General features: G+C 68.1%; 15 protein-coding genes. 4 read left to right on the top strand and 11 right to left on the bottom strand.

Going from position 1 to position 14455, the window contains the following annotated elements; all coding sequences use genetic code 11:
• Positions 1-6: 6 nt before the first annotated feature.
• Positions 7-102: a CopG family antitoxin gene (locus tag AC07VS_RS05265; protein ID WP_494750358.1), complete on the bottom strand. Its 96-nt coding sequence runs from the start codon at positions 100-102 to the stop codon at positions 7-9.
• Positions 103-117: 15 nt separating this feature from the next.
• On the bottom strand, positions 118-261 hold the full coding sequence (locus AC07VS_RS05260) for a hypothetical protein (RefSeq protein ID WP_494750357.1): 144 nt from the start codon (positions 259-261) through the stop codon (positions 118-120).
• Positions 262-380: 119 nt separating this feature from the next.
• On the opposite strand from AC07VS_RS05260, the gene pstS reads away from it, so the two are divergent.
• Both pstS and AC07VS_RS05250 read left to right on the top strand, forming a co-directional pair.
• Positions 381-1496, top strand: a complete 1116-nt coding sequence (gene pstS, locus AC07VS_RS05255) for a phosphate ABC transporter substrate-binding protein PstS (RefSeq protein WP_494750356.1) — start codon at positions 381-383, stop codon at positions 1494-1496.
• Positions 1497-1587: 91 nt separating this feature from the next.
• A complete protein-coding gene (locus AC07VS_RS05250) occupies positions 1588-2760 on the top strand; it encodes a saccharopine dehydrogenase family protein (RefSeq protein ID WP_494657895.1) in 1173 nt (390 codons plus the stop codon).
• A gap of 3 nt (positions 2761-2763) precedes the next feature.
• Here AC07VS_RS05250 and AC07VS_RS05245 read toward each other — a convergent pair whose 3' ends face one another.
• Positions 2764-4692 (bottom strand): MFS transporter, encoded by a 1929-nt coding sequence (locus tag AC07VS_RS05245; RefSeq protein ID WP_494657896.1) that lies wholly within the window; start codon positions 4690-4692, stop codon positions 2764-2766.
• Positions 4693-4858: 166 nt separating this feature from the next.
• Here AC07VS_RS05245 and AC07VS_RS05240 point away from each other — a divergent pair, with 166 nt between their 5' ends.
• The gene (locus AC07VS_RS05240) at positions 4859-5617 is read left to right on the top strand and encodes a helix-turn-helix domain-containing protein (RefSeq protein WP_492350503.1); all 759 of its coding nucleotides are present in this window, start codon (positions 4859-4861) and stop codon (positions 5615-5617) included.
• Here AC07VS_RS05240 and AC07VS_RS05235 read toward each other — a convergent pair.
• Positions 5598-6803: a sulfite oxidase gene (locus tag AC07VS_RS05235; protein WP_494750355.1), complete on the bottom strand. Its 1206-nt coding sequence runs from the start codon at positions 6801-6803 to the stop codon at positions 5598-5600. The two genes, AC07VS_RS05240 and AC07VS_RS05235, sit on opposite strands and share 20 nt — an antisense overlap.
• A gap of 184 nt (positions 6804-6987) precedes the next feature.
• On the opposite strand from AC07VS_RS05235, the gene AC07VS_RS05230 reads away from it, so the two are divergent.
• Positions 6988-7575, top strand: a complete 588-nt coding sequence (locus AC07VS_RS05230; protein WP_494750354.1) for a MarR family winged helix-turn-helix transcriptional regulator — start codon at positions 6988-6990, stop codon at positions 7573-7575.
• On the opposite strand, the gene AC07VS_RS05225 is transcribed toward AC07VS_RS05230, so the two are convergent.
• The 7 genes from AC07VS_RS05225 to AC07VS_RS05195 form a co-directional block, all read right to left on the bottom strand.
• Positions 7536-8816, bottom strand: coding sequence for an FIST signal transduction protein (locus tag AC07VS_RS05225; RefSeq protein WP_492350501.1), 1281 nt, complete (start codon positions 8814-8816; stop codon positions 7536-7538). The genes AC07VS_RS05230 and AC07VS_RS05225 overlap by 40 nt on opposite strands.
• 88 nt (positions 8817-8904) lie before the next feature.
• Positions 8905-9738 carry a PhaM family polyhydroxyalkanoate granule multifunctional regulatory protein gene (locus tag AC07VS_RS05220; RefSeq protein WP_492350500.1) on the bottom strand — a complete coding sequence of 278 codons (834 nt, stop codon included), beginning with the start codon at positions 9736-9738 and terminating at the stop codon, positions 8905-8907.
• Between the two features lie 154 nt (positions 9739-9892).
• Positions 9893-10372, bottom strand: coding sequence for a copper chaperone PCu(A)C (locus tag AC07VS_RS05215; RefSeq protein WP_494657900.1), 480 nt, complete (start codon positions 10370-10372; stop codon positions 9893-9895).
• A 22-nt stretch (positions 10373-10394) separates the two neighbouring features.
• On the bottom strand, positions 10395-10991 hold the full coding sequence (locus AC07VS_RS05210; protein WP_492350498.1) for a YcnI family copper-binding membrane protein: 597 nt from the start codon (positions 10989-10991) through the stop codon (positions 10395-10397).
• A gap of 11 nt (positions 10992-11002) precedes the next feature.
• Positions 11003-13393 (bottom strand): TonB-dependent receptor, encoded by a 2391-nt coding sequence (locus tag AC07VS_RS05205; RefSeq protein ID WP_494750353.1) that lies wholly within the window; start codon positions 13391-13393, stop codon positions 11003-11005.
• A gap of 84 nt (positions 13394-13477) precedes the next feature.
• Entirely contained in the window at positions 13478-13837 is a 360-nt protein-coding gene (locus AC07VS_RS05200; RefSeq protein WP_492350496.1) for a DUF2946 family protein, read from the bottom strand.
• 42 nt (positions 13838-13879) lie between these two features.
• A complete protein-coding gene (locus tag AC07VS_RS05195; protein WP_492350495.1) occupies positions 13880-14449 on the bottom strand; it encodes a Crp/Fnr family transcriptional regulator in 570 nt (189 codons plus the stop codon).
• Positions 14450-14455 lie beyond the last annotated feature (6 nt).

Raw genomic sequence — 14455 nt, 5'->3', positions numbered from 1 at the left:
TGAGGCTCACGGCTCCTGCAGCGTTTCCTGCAGCCAGACCTTGATCAGGGATTGATAGGGCACATCCCGGGCCTTCGCCGCCACCTTGAGCGAGTCCAGCAAATGCGGGGGCAGGCCCTAAGTCGTGGGCTTCAGATTCGGCAGAACGGCCCGGCTGGCCAGTGACCAACCCCGGTGCGGGCTGGAGTCATGCGACGCCCAGTATTCGCGCTTCTGCACCTCGGTCTCGAAATGAGGAATGGCCTCAAGGCGCTTGCTCATAGACGGCTCGCTCCTTTCGATGCATGTCTCTTGCTGAAATGCCCCGGATCAGACGGCTTTTTCTGTGAAATTTGTCACACATCGCCCGTATCATCGCGCGCTTGTTGCCCGACTGCGCCATGAACCGACACCCCGCCCAGCCCTTCCTGAACAACGCCCCGCCCCCCGCCCTGAGCCGCCGCGCCACCCTGTCGCTGCTGCTGGCCGCGGCCTGGGGCCCGGCCCGGGCCGCCGAGACCCTGACCGGGGCGGGCTCGTCCGCCGCGGCCCCGCTGTACCGCGCCTGGGCGGCGGCTTACGGCAAAACGCAGGATGTGCTGCTGCAGTACGAGGCCAGTGGCTCGTCGGCCGGGCTGAAGAAGATCCGCGCCCAGGAGGTGGCCTTTGGCGCCTCGGATGTGGCGCCACCGGAAGCCGAACTGAACCGGGATCAACTGGTGCTGGTGCCCTCCTTCGTGACCGGGGCGGTGCCGGTGGTGAACCTGCCTCGCGTTCCCCGGGGCCGGCTGCGCCTGACCGGCGAGGTGCTGGCACAGATCTACCTGGGCAGCATCACCCGCTGGTCGGCGCCCGAGATTGCCGCCCTGAACCCCGACCTGAACCTGCCCGACCTGGTGATTCGCCCAGTGGGCCGCAGCGACGGCTCGGGCACCACCTGGTATGTGGCCGACTACCTGGCCCGCCTGAGCCCGACCTGGAAAGAACGCCTGGGGGTCAAGACCAGCCTGCCCTGGGGTGAGCACGTGACGGGTGCCAAAGGCAGCGACGGCGTGGTGCGCGCGGTGCAGGACACCGCTGGCGCCCTCGGCTATGTCGACTTCAACTACGTGGGCGCCAATGGCCTGAGCCCGGTGCTGTTGCGCAATGCCGCCGGTGAGTTTGCGACGGCCGGGGTGGCCGGTTTCAAGGCCGCCCTGCGCACCAGCGACTGGGCCGCCAAGGGCAACTTCCACGCCAGCCTGGCCAACCTGCCGGGGCCTGGGGTGTGGCCGATCACCATGGGCACCTTCGTGCTGTTGCCACGGGTGAGCGGCCAGCCGGCCGACACCGCGCGGGCGCTGCGCTTTCTGATGTGGGCCCTGCTCAAGGGCGACTCGGTGGTCGAAGGCCTGAGCTTTGTGCGCCTGCCAGACGCCCTGCAGGCCAGCGCCTTCAAGGCCCTGAGCAGCGTGGTCGACAAGCAGGGCCGCAAGCTGGGCGCGGAGGCCTTCTCGGCCATTGCCCAGGCCGGCTGAACCTGGGCGACAGCGCCCCGCGCCGTCGGGCTCCAAAATCGCGGCCTTTGTGCTGCGCCGCAGCGCAACAACGGTTTTTCAAGGAGCCCTCATGAGCAAACCCTTTGACATCGTGGTGCACGGCGCCACGGGTTTCACCGGCCGTCTGGTGGTCGAGTACCTGTTGCGCCAATACCCCGCCGGCAGCGGCCTGCGCTGGGCCATGGGCGGACGCAGCGCCGCCAAGCTGGCCGCGGTGCGCGACGAGCTGGGCGCCCCCGCCGACACCCCGCTGGTGGTGACCGACAGTGCCGACCCCGCCAGCCTGCAGGCCCTGATGGCACAGACCCGCCTGGTGCTGACCACGGTCGGCCCTTACCAGCTGTACGGCAACGAGCTGGTCGCCGCCTGCGCCCAGGCCGGGGTGGACTATGTGGACCTGTGTGGCGAGCCCGCCTGGATGCGCCACATGATCGACGCCCACGAGGCCCAGGCCCGCGCCAGCGGTGCCCGCATCGTGTTCTCCTGCGGCTTCGACTCCATCCCCTTCGACCTGGGCGTGCTGTTGCTGCAGACCGAGATGAAGGCCCGCTTCGGCCAGGCCGCCCAGCGCGTGCGTGGCCGGGTGCGCAAGATGAAAGGCACCTTCTCGGGCGGCACCGCCGCCAGCCTGAAAGCCACCATGGCCGCCGCCGCCAGCGACCCCGGCGTGTTGGCCCTGTTGCGCAACCCCTTCTCGCTGACACCGGGCTTTGAGGGCCCGCGCCAGCCCTCGGGCAACAAGCCCGAGCTCGACGAGGCCCTGGGCCTGTGGGTGGCCCCCTTTGTGATGGCGGCCATCAACACCCGCAATGTGCACCGCTCCAACTTCCTGCTGCAGCATGCCTACGGCCAGGACTTCGTCTACGACGAGATGCTGGTCACCGGGGCTGGCGAAAAAGGCCAGGCCATCGCCCAGGCCGTGGCCAGCGACAAGTCGATGGGCTCGGACGAAGGCCCGAAGCCGGGTGAAGGCCCTTCACGCGAAGAGCGCGAGGCTGGCTACTACGACGTGCTTTTCCTGGGCCAGGACAGCGCCGGTCACAGCTTGAAAGTGGGCGTGAAGGGCGACCGCGACCCGGGCTATGGCTCGACCTCCAAGATGATCAGCGAGGCCGCCGCCTGCCTGCTGCTGGACAGCGCCGCCACCCCAGGCGGCATCTGGACCCCGGCCTCGGCCATGGGCGACAAGCTGATCGCGCGCTTGCAGGCCCATGCGGGCCTGAGCTTCTCGGTAGAAGACTGAGCCTCAGTCCCCGCGTGCGAGCAGGGCAGCCACCTGCTCGCGCAGGCCCTCGGGGCTGAGGCCGGCCGCCGCCACCGGCGCGCCCACCTCCAGCCCGACCCGGTTGAACAGGCCGCGCCGGAAGGGGCGCACCATGGCGCCACCCTGCTCGATGCGGCTGAAGTACGAGCCCCACAGATTCGTCAGGGCCATGGGCAACACCGGCACGCTCAGGCCGTCGGCCTGGGCGCGCTGCAGAATCTTCACGATGCCGCCCTTGAAGGGCTGCAACTGCCCGTCGCGGGTGATGCCGCCCTCGGGGAAGATGGCCAGCAGATCGCCCTCGCGCAGCACCTGGGCGGCGCGATCGAAAGCGGCCTCGTAGGCGGCGGGGTCCTCCTTCTGCGGCGCGATCGGGATGGCTTTGGCCAGGCGGAACAGCGTGCCCAACAGCGGCGCACTGAAGATGCGGTGGTCCATCAGGAAGTAGATCGGGCGCGGGCTGGCCGCCATCAGCAGCACGGCATCAACAAAGCTCACGTGGTTGCAGGCCAGCACCGCGGCCCCCGCCACCGGCAGGTGCTCATCGCCGCGCACCTTGAACCGGTACACAAAGCGCGACATGACCCAGGCCACGAAGCGCAGCAGGTATTCGGGCACCAGCAGAAAGATGTAGCCGGCCACCACCGCATTGGCCAGGCCCACGAACAGAAACACCTGCGGGATGCTGAAGCCCGCCCCCAGCAAGGCGCCGGCGATCACCGAGCTGCCGATCATGAACAGGGCGTTGAGGATGTTGTTGGCCGCAATGATGCGAGCCCGGTGGGTGGGCTGGCTGCGCATCTGGATCAGGGCGTACATGGGCACGCTGTACAGGCCCGCAAACAGGCTCAGCAGCAGCAGGTCGGCCATCACATGCCAGTGCGCGGGCTGGGCCACGAAGGCCGCCAGGCCCATCTGCTCGGCCGGTGGCAGACCGCGCGAGGCGAAGTACAGGTCGATGGCGAACACGCTCATGCCGATGGCGCCCAAGGGCACCAGGCCGATCTCGACGTGGCGCCGCGACAGCACCTCGCACAGCAGCGAACCGATGCCGATGCCCACCGAGAACACCACCAGCAGCAGCGAGGCCACCTTTTCATCGCCGTGCAGCACTTCTTTGGCAAAGCTGGGGAACTGGCTCAGGAACACGGCGCCGAAAAACCACATCCAGCTGATGCCCAGCAGCGAGCGGAACACCACCACGTTCTCGCGCGCCAGGCGCAGATTGCGCCAGGTCTCGCTGACCGGGTTCCAGTTGATCTTCAGCCCCGGATCGGTGGCCGGTGTGGCCGGGATCGCCTGCGCCACGCCGCGCCCCAGCAGGGCCAGCAGCACGCAGGCCACGGCCACCTCGGCATGCCCCACGGCCGGCACGGCCACCAGCAGCCCGCCCGCCACCTGGCCCAGCAGAATGGCCACGAAAGTGCCCATCTCGACCATGCCGTTGCCTCCGGTGAGCTCGCGCTCACTCAGCACCTGGGGCATGTAGGCGAACTTGACCGGGCCGAACAAGGTGCTGTGCAGCCCCATCAGAAAGGTGCACAGCAGCAGCACCGGCACCAGGCCGCTGACAAAGCCCCAGGCGGCGATCAGCATGATCGCGATCTCGAGCGACTTGACCAGGCGGATCAGCCGCGTCTTGTCCCACTTGTCGGCCAACTGGCCCGAGGTGGCCGAGAACAGCACATACGGCAGGATGAACAAGGCCCCGATCACCAGCCCGGCCAGCGAGGCCGGCAACCAGCTGACCTGCAGCTGGTAGGTGACCATCACCGTGAAAGCGAACTTGAACAGGTTGTCGTTGGCAGCGCCACAGAACTGAGTCCAGAAAAAGGGGGCGAACCGACGCTGGCGCAGCAGGGCAAACTGATTGGGGTGCTCAGAGTGAGCGTCCTGGACGGAAGTGTTCATGGTGTGACAGAAATCAACGGTGGGCCGAGTTTAGAGGCAGGCAGGCCCGATGACCTGAGACCGGAGTGTCCGCAAACGGTGCGTGCGATCACCCGTTTTTGGCACTTGAATGCCAAAAATCCACTTTTGGTACCATTTTTCAATACCCATTACCTTCCAGGCTTCCATGAGCAGCACCGCCGACCTGATCCGCATCCTGAAGCAGGAACTCAAATCCGCGCAGATGACCTATGCCGACCTGGCCCGGGCCCTGGGCATGGCCGAATCGAGCGTGAAGCGCATGCTGGCCAAGGGCGACCTGTCCTTGTCGCGCATCGATGCCATCTGCCGCGCGCTGCGACTCGACTTTGCCGAACTGGCGCGCCGGGTGGCCGATGCCCAGCCCCTGCTGGCCCAGATGACCGAAGCGCAGGAGCGAGCCGTGGTGGCCGACAAAAAACTGCTGCTGTGCGCCATCTGCGTGCTGAGCCAATGGACGCTGGAACAAATCACCCAGACCTACCGACTCAGCGAGGCCGAGGCGGTGAAAGCCCTGCTGCAGTTGGACCGCGTGGGCATCATCGAGCTGCGCCCGCTGAACCGTTACCGCCTGAAGCTGGCCAAGACCTTCCGCTGGCGCCCGCACGGGCCGGTGATGAATTACTTCCGCGAGCATGCCCTGCTGGACTATTTTTCGGGGGCATTCTCGGGGCCGGACGAGGGGCTGCTGCTGGTGCACGGCAGCATCAGTCGCAGCCTGGCCCCGATGTTCATGGAACGGCTGCAGCGCGTGGCGCAGGATTTTGCCCAACAGCACCTGGCCGACCAGAAGCTGCCTGAAAGCCAGCGCGAGGGTTACACCTTGCTGCTGGCCCAGCGCAGCTGGGAGTTCGAGGCCTTCAGCGCGCTGCGACGCCTCCAGCCACTCAAGCCACCTGCACCTTGACGGCGTGATCGAGCCAGCTGTTGTTGGCAAAGCCGCCCGCGTTGTCGATGCGCAGGCGTGGCTGCTCGCGGCCCTCGTCATCGGTGACGCGGCAGACCAGCACGTGGCTGCCGCTGCGCAGTTCGGTCTCGAAGACGAACTGGCGCCAGGCAAAGCGGCCCAGGTCGGGGCCGGAAAACTGGGCCACGCCCCAGCGCTGGCCGCCATCGACCGACACCTCGACCTGGCGCACGGCTCGGGTGCCCCCAAAGGCCACGCCCAGCACGCGCACCAGCCCGGGCTTGAGGGCTCGCCCCCCCGGGGCGGGGCTGTTGATCCAGGACTTGAGGTCCATCTCCCACAGCGGCGCGTCGCCCGGCCCAGGCTCGGCACCGGCGGGGGTAAGGCGGTAATCGCGCGCCATCATGCGGGCCGTGCTCTCCTGCTCGGTGAAGGCCAGGCGGCGGATGTACTTGATCTGGTTCTCGGCGTAGTAGCCGGGCACGATGAGGCGCAGCGGGCCGCCGTGGGCCAGGGGCAGCGGCTCGCCATTCATCTCCCAGGCCAACAGGGCCTCGTCGAGCGCGCGCAGGGGCACCGAACGCTCGGCCACCAGGTTCAAGGGGTCAATGCCCTCGGGCAGCACCTCGGCCCCGGTGCCCGTGATGTAGCGGGCCTCGGGCAGCAGCCCGCCCAGGGCACTGACCACCCGGCGCAGCGGCACACCGCTCCAGACCACGCAGCCCGCGGCGCCCACGCCCCAGGGCAAGCCGTTGACCTTGCCCGGGAAAAACGCCCGGCCATTGCCCGCCGATTGCAGCACCGTGGCGACCGTCTCCAGGCCCAGATCGCGCAGCTCGCCCAGGGTGATGTCGCGCGCGTGCTTCAGGCCGGCGGTCTGCAGCACCCAGGCATCTCGATCACTGAGGATGCGTGATTCGGGGGGCGCCAGATGGCTGCGCACAAACAGCTGACTGGCCGGCGTGATGACGCTGCTGCCCATGGCGCTGCGCCGGGTTTCCAGCGCGAGGTGGCTGTGCTCCTCCAGCGCGGCGGCGTCTTTCCAGGCCGCATAACCGGGCAACACGCGAGGCTCGGCCCAGGCCGGAGACTGCCAGCCTCCCAGCAAGCAAAGGCCCGCGGCACCGCCCAGCCAGCGGCGGCGTGATGATGAAGAAGGGAAGGCAGTCTGGAGGGATTCGGACATGGCACACCGACAAGGAACGGGCTGGTGAACAGGCTGACAAATGGGCTGACAAATGGGCTGGTCAATGGGCGGGCAAACGGCCCCGCCTGCAGGCGGCCCCCACACCAGACCCCAAAAGGTCTGGCCACGATTGTGGACCAAAGCCAGGGCCTGTCCGGGCTGGGCCGTGGGTAGACTTACCCCTATGGCGAACACCCCCTCATCCTCCACCGCAGCGCAGCGCGAAGCCATGCCTGCCATGCCGCTGGAGCGCACCCTGACCTACCGGCTGCACCTGCTGCACAAACTGACCGACCTGGAGAGCCAGCGCGCCTACCTGGCCGAGGCCGGCCTGCCCTTGAGTGACGGGCGCTGCCTGGCCTCGATCGGGGCCTTCGAGCCGCTGTCGGTGAACGATCTGGCGCACCGGGCCAACCTGAACAAGGGTCAGGCCAGCCGGGCCGCGCAGTCGCTGGTTGATCAAGGGCTGGTGCTCAAGCAGGCCAGTCCCACCGACGGCCGGGGCGTGGTGCTGAGCCTGACCGAGGCCGGCCGTCTGCAATGGCGCCGCACGATGGAAGTGATCGAACGGCGCAACCAGGCCATCTTCGGCGCCCTGTCCGAATCGGACCAGGCCCGGCTGGGCGAACTGTTCGACCTGCTGATTGCCCATGCACGCAGCCAGAGCCTGTCGGAGACCCCGGACGACATCCCGGACGGTCCCCCGGACGAGAGGGTGCCGACGGCGACCGGTCAATCCTCGGTGGTGAACACCGTCAGCACTCCGGTGTAACCATAAAGGTGGTGGCGGGCGATCTCGCCGCCCGCAAAAAACCCCACCAGGGGCACGTCGCCCAAGGCATGGCGCACGATCTGCAGCTCGGCACTGGGGCCGCCGAAATGCGGGCCGCCCCGCCCCGAGCAACTCACATACACCGCTCCGGCCATGCGGCGCCCGGCCACCGGCCCGGATTCGGGCAAGCCCGACGACAGGGCCGAGGCCTGGTCGGCCGAGAGCATCTCGGGCTCCAGCTCTTCTCGGATCTCAGCGCAGATGCGCATCAGGTCGGCACGGGCCGCCTGCACGTCGCGGCGGCAGAACGCCAGGCGCATGCCCACCTGCAGCGGGTGCGCCACGGCCACCCCCTGGCGTGCCGGGTCGAGCCCGATGATGTGACGCACCAACACGTCGGTGCCGAAGCGGCCATGCCGGTCCAGGCTGTCGTCGCCGGCCGCACTCAGCCCCACCAGAGTGGAGCGCAAGACCTCCAGGGCCTGCTGCAGGGCGGGGCTGCGTTGCGGGCCATCCAGGTCGAGCGTGACGCGCAGATCGCGCAGCAGCACAGCCAGCGCCGGCTCGCCATCCAGGGCCAGCACCACATGGCCGTCGGCGGCCGTGACCTCGTGCACCGGCGCCACCGGCAGGCAGCCCTGGGTCACGCGCGAGATCAGCGACACCTCTTCAGTGAAGGCCACCCCGCTGAGCCCGCCGCGAAACACGCCCCGTGCCGCGCCATGGCCACGGATGTTGCCGTCACCGCCGATGGCAAATTGCACGTTGCCGTGGCGACTGGCCGACAGGCCGCCGAACAGGTAGCCAGTGTCGGTGCGGCCGGCCATCTCGGCAATCAGCTCGGCCACATCGGGCGTGCCAGCGTCGGCATGCACCAGCGCGGTATGCGCCTGAAAGCCCAGGCCCAGCGGGGCCACCCCTGAAAACACCCGGTACTGGTGAGCCGGGATGTCGCACAGCATCAGGGACAGGGCGGGCTCGTCAAAGTATTCAGCGTTGTTGGCGGCCACCCCGATGCCCACGGTGCCGGCCCAGTCGTTGATTTCAGGCAGCTCGGCCGACAGGAAATCCAGCAGGTCCTGGGCCTCGGCGGCGTAATGGTCGGTGATGTAGAGCAGGCCCAGCGTGGGGTTGTGCGCATAACCGGGCAAGGCCATCTGGGCCCGCAACTGGGCCAGTACCAGGCCGGCTGCCATGCGCCACTGGGGATGGGTGGCGTGGCCATGAGGAAAAAGTGACATGAGGACTCCGCTTCTGCGTGCCCCCATTCTGCCGCGTCAAAACCCCGTCAAGTGCAATCTGGCCCGGTTGAACCGGGCCAGCCCGGCCTCAGGCGGCGCGGCGTGGCGCCGCCTTCTTGGCCGCAGGGGCTTTTTTGGCCGCAGGGGCTTTGCGGGCAGCCGGTGCCTTTTTGGCCGCCGCCTTGGGCGAAGCGGGCGCCTTGGCTTCGGGGGTGGCCCTGGCCTTGGCCGCCTTGGCGGCCTTGACTCCGGCACTCACGGCTTCGGCCGTGGTCTTGAGGGCCTCACGCGCCAGGCCGGTGGCCAGGTTCCGAGTGCTGTCCAGGGCCTGGGCCACGGCCGTGTCCTTGATGGCATCGGTGGCGATCTGCTGGAACTGCTGGGTGAGGGCACCCCACCACTGCAGCGGGTCGACCACGCCTGGGGCGGCGCTGCCATCTGCCTGGGCTTGAGCCGGCGCGGAAGCAGGCTCGGGTTCAGGCGCAGGCGGCGGTGCCGGCGTCGGGGCCGGTGCGGGGGCCGCGGCCGAGGTGGCGGCGGTCGCGGCAGCGGCGAGGTTGGCCGACGCCTTCTGCATCTCCGACACCATGTCGGCCGTCTTGACCTGGAAGGCCTTGGCCACATCGCCCATGCTGAAGTTCATGCCCTTCAGGGTGGCCAGGGTCATTTTCTGGACTTCCAGGGCCTGGATGGTGGCGGCCAGGGCACGGGCGTTCTGATCCAGCCAGAACTGAACGGCCTTGAGTTCGCCGATGCGCTTTTCGATCTCTTCGACACTCAGGGTGGGGGCCACCCAGCTCGAAAGACTGGGCATGTTGGGCAGGCCTTGCTGCGCCCCTTTGACGGCCGAGCTGGCCAGGTTCTGCAGGAAGTCGAAACCCGGCACAAGTTTGCCGAAGCCGAAGGGGGTGGTGTCCGTCATGTCTGCTCCATCTTCTGAAAATGAGATCGATGGCCGCAGCTTACCGGATGACCCGCCGCTGGAACAGGCGGACTTGCACTTGATCGGTGCGCTGCACACAAGGCTTGCCTTTGGTTGCAGCAAAGACACCGGGTATCAGCCGGCGCCCACCGCCTCAATGCTGGTGGTGCTGGTGGCCGCTCATGTCACCCATGGGTGGAACCGCCGACACGGGCACGCTGATGTCGAGCTGGCTTTCGGCGCCCTTGGCGTCGCGCAGCTTCAAGGTCAGGGGCACCTGGCTGTCCTTGGCCAGCGGAGCCTTGAGGTCCAGCAGCATGACGTGGTAGCCGCCGGGCTTGAGTTCGACCGCCTGACCTGCCGGCAAGGCCAGCGACGGCAGGGCGCGCATCTTCATCACGTCGCCCTCCATCTTCATCTCGTGCACCTCTGCCACACCGGCCGCCGGCGAACTGACGCCCACCAGGGTGGCCCCGGCAGGGGCGGTGAGGGTCATGAAGGCACCGGTGGCCTTCTGGCCCGGCACGCTGGCGCGGGCCCAGGCGCCCTGCACCTGCACCACCTGGGCGCTGGCAGGCAAGGTGGTCAGCGCGAGGCTGGCGGCGGCGATCAAGGTCATGAATGCTTTTTGCATGGGGTTCTTTCTGGCGATGAAATCAATGAACGTGGGCGGCCGGGGCCACCGGGGCTGCGGGAGCGACTGGGGCTGTCGAGGTCAGGGCCGGGGCTGGCGGCAGTACCTCCAGCAGGGCCGCCGGGGCTTTCAGGCCCCGTGTGGCGCTGCCCGCCGCAGGCACCTCGGCCCAATCGGCCTGGCCACCGTCGCATCCCTGCAGCACCTTGAACCACAGCGGCCCGGCCGGGCCGGCCGGCGTGCCACGCAATACAAACTCATCATAGTAGGCACCGGGCAAGGCGTTGTCGGGCCCCTGAGCCTGCCAGCGCACCTCGACCACGTCGTCCTTGACCACGCGGCCGTGGGCTTCATACGGCTGGGCCAGCGCCGCTCGCTGCACGCGCAGGGTCCAGCCGGCCTTGGGCACCGGCTGGGCCCCGCGAAAGCCCTCGGGCACGCGCACGGTGATGGCCGTGGTGGATTGCCCTTCACCACAGGCATGGCCCACCTTGAAAACGGCCTTGTAGGCACTGCCGGCGACGGCCTGGGGCTGCTCCAGCGTGACATGGGCTTGCGCGCCAGCGCTCAGCCCGACGGTCAGGCCCAGCGCGGCCAGGAGGAAAGTAGCTTTGAACATGCGATGCGCTTTCAGAAATCAGCCCGCAGATTGGCCTGGTAGCTGCGCTGCGGGTAAGGGTGGAAGTTCCAGTACTGGTAGTTGTTCAGGTTGTCGATGCCGAACGACGCCGTCAGGGTCTTGTCGATGCGCCACAGCACCCGCAGGTCGGTGGTGAAGTAGCGGCTCACGCCCATGTAGGTGAAGCCATTGGTGTCGGCGTTGTTGAGCGTGCGGTACTGGGTGCCGCTGTAACGGGCGCCCAGGCTGGCGCTCCACTGCGGGTTGAAATGCCAGGTGGCCTGGGCCGTGGCACGCCAGCGCGGGATGTTGGGCTGCTGGCGACCCAGGGTATCGCCCGGGGTGCTGACGTAACCGGCGTTCTCTTTGATGATGGAGTGCGCATAGGTCACGCTGCCCAGCACGTCCAGCTGGCGCCAACCGACACCCTGGCCATTGAAGGCCGCCTCCAGGCCCTGGGTGTCGATGCGGCCCACGTTCTGCACGCGGCTGATGTTCTTGTTCGCGGTGGCGTCGTAGACGGTCTGCGAGTACAGCGCGTCGCGGGTGGTCTCGGCAAACCAGGTCAGGCGCGCCAGGGCATTGCCCAGGTCTTTTTCGGCACTGAGCTCGGCGGTCCAGGAGCGCTCGGGCTTCAGGTTCGGATCGTTGATGTACTGCGAGTTGGTGGTCGAGGTGGCGCCATACAGCTCGGCCACGGTCGGAAAGCGCACGGCACGGCCCAATGAGGCTTTGAGCACGGTGTCGGGCAGCCACTGCCACGACAGCGCGGCCTTGGGCGAGGCGGCCTGCACCGAGCGCTCGGCATAGGCCAGCGCACTGCTGGCCGAGAAGGCGGTCTGGCCCTGGGTGGCCGTCCAGTCTTCCAGGCGCAAACCGAGCACGGCCTTCCAGCGTGGGGCGAAGGCCCACACATCCTGGGCCCACAGGCTGCGCAGCTGGGTGCGGCCCTTCACGCTCGAAGCCAGGCTGCCCGAGGCATCGTTGAGCCAGTTGTTGCTGAGGCTGCTGGTGACATAGCTGAGCTTGTAGCTGTCTTGCTGCACGCCAAAGTCGACGATGTGGGCGCCCTGCAGGCCTGTCGGGCGCCAGGTGCCCCGCGCGGCCAGGGTGTTCCAGCCGGTGCCGCCGCCGTCGGCCAGGGTGCCGGCGCCGCCGCTGGCGGCCGCCGGGGCCGGGTTGCTGGCGGCGTTCTGGCGCAACTGATCGCGGCTGTAGTCGTACAGACTGGCGGACACCTCCCAGTCCCACTCGCCTTGGGTGTGGCTCTTGACGGACAGGCCATGCATGAAATGCGTGCTGGTCTGGCGGGTCAGCGCAAAGTCAGCCCCCGTGAGGGCCTGCGACCCCGTGTAGTTGAGCCCGCCGGTGCTGAAGGCCCCGCTGTACACCGTCTGCCCGGCCGCGTTGCGCAGGTAGGACACGGGGCTGCCCACCGAGTTGTTCTGCCACACACCCAGGGTGTAGCTGGCGCGCACGGTGGGGCTGAAGTCATAGGCGAGCTTGGCTTTCACGTGGTCCTGCACCGTGTGGTACTGCGTGCCGGTGCCCAGCACGATCCACTTCTGCCCCGCATTGTTGGCGTTGGCCACGGCGCCGGTCACGGCGGTGCCCGAGCCGGTGCTGCTGCCGGCACTGAGCAGGCGGGTGGCAAAGGTCAGGGGCTGGCCGTCGCTGTCGGTGTGGTTGAAGTTGAGCCACCACGACAGGTCACCGTTCTTGTTGCCCAAGGAGGCGCTGGTCTGCCAGGCCTTGTAGGTGTCCTGGGTGTTGTACAGATCGAAGGGCTGGGTGGTGAAGCCCGCCGAGACATGGGCCTCGAATCGCGTGGGCATGCGGGTCACGTAGTCGACCACGGCCCCCGCCGAGTTGCCCGCGTAGGCCGCAGAGAAGGGCCCGTACATCACGTCCACCCGCTCGATCTCTTCAGGGGTCACCAGGCCCCAGCGCGGCGGAAAGCTCAGGCCGCCGACCCCATTGCCCAGCAGGTTGGACAGCAGGATGCCGTCGGCATACACCATGGAGCGTGCGCTGTTGCCGGTGCCCGAGGCCCGGGTGGACAGGATGGCGTGGTTGTAGTCGCCGATGTAGCGTTTGCGCACCAGCAGGCTGGGGAAGTACTTGAGCGCGTCTTCGCTGTCGGTGGCATTGATGGTGGTCTCGATCTGCTCACGGGTGGCCCCCTCCAGGGTGGTGGGGATCTGCGTGGGCAGAGAGCTGGGCTGGCCACTGCTGATGGTGACCACCCCCAGCGACTTGCTGGGGGTGTTGCTGTTGTCGTCCGCCTGGGCCAGGGGCGCCAGGGACAGGGCCATCAAGCTGGTCAGAACGGGGGCGGCAACGGAAGAGGAAACACGGGGGAAGGCGACGGCCAGGGCCGACGCCATGCGGCTTTTGCGCATGGGCACTCCAGAAAAAACAGGTCAAGACCCGCCGGACGCACTCACCAGGTGAGCGCAGACGAAGGCTGGGCAGAGGGACTGATTTCAGGAGTGGGCAGGCGGCCCGCGCGGCGGCAGGGGCGCCGCGGTGAGGGCCGCGATGCGAGCGGCCGGAATGCTCTGCAGCACATGGCCCAGCGGCAGTACCGGGGGCAGCACCAGGGTGTGCACCGGAGGCGGAGCCCCCAGCACAGCGCACAGCGGGCAGTCGAGCGTGTGGCCGGTCTGGCTGGCCTGGCCGCCGTCGGCAGACTTGACCAGCACCTTCATGGCGCCGGTGGAGGAGCACACCAACTCCATGTCGAGCGGCGCCACCAGGGGCGACGCCACGGCCACGCCCAGCGACAGCACAAACCAGGCCGCCAGCAGGCGGGCAAGGTATCGGGCGTGTCGCAGCATGTGCATGGCCGGTGATTATGCGGTAAAGCTCGGGCCGTGTTGAGGCACTCAGGCCAGTGCCGAGTCCAGCTTGCGCCGCGCCGGTCGGGCACGGGTGCGGGGCGCCACCAGACCGCCCATGGCCCGGCACACGCTCTCGGGCGCCGAATCCACGATGTGGGCAATGTCGCGCAGGTAGGGCAGATCACAGTCGCGCACACGCTGGGTGATCACCCCGGTGGCGTGCGCCAGCGTGGTCAGAAAATGGTCCACCCGGCTGGCCACCGTACCGCTGCGCAGCCGCACGGCCTCGGCGGTGCGGGCCTGTTGCTGCAAAAAGGCGTCGGCCAGCACGCGGTGCCGGGCCGCGTCATCCGCGAGGGCCAGCGGCACGGCCTCGCTGTCGACCACGGCGGTGGCCGAAAACGAATACCGCTCGCTGCACAAGGCCTCGACCCCCAGCAGATCCCCCGGCAAGGCCAACTGGACAAAGGCCACGCCCTCGTCGCTGACGCGCTCCAGGCGGAACACCCCACGGGTGACGCGCCACACCGGGCCAATCGCCCCGGCTTCCAACAATGAATCGCCCATGCGCAAGGACTTGGCCTCGCCGGGCAGCTGAATTTCTTGACAGGTCATCAAGAC

Source organism: Curvibacter sp. GW821-FHT01G03 (assembly GCF_059422285.1).
This window is presented reverse-complemented; position numbering and strand designations above follow the sequence as displayed.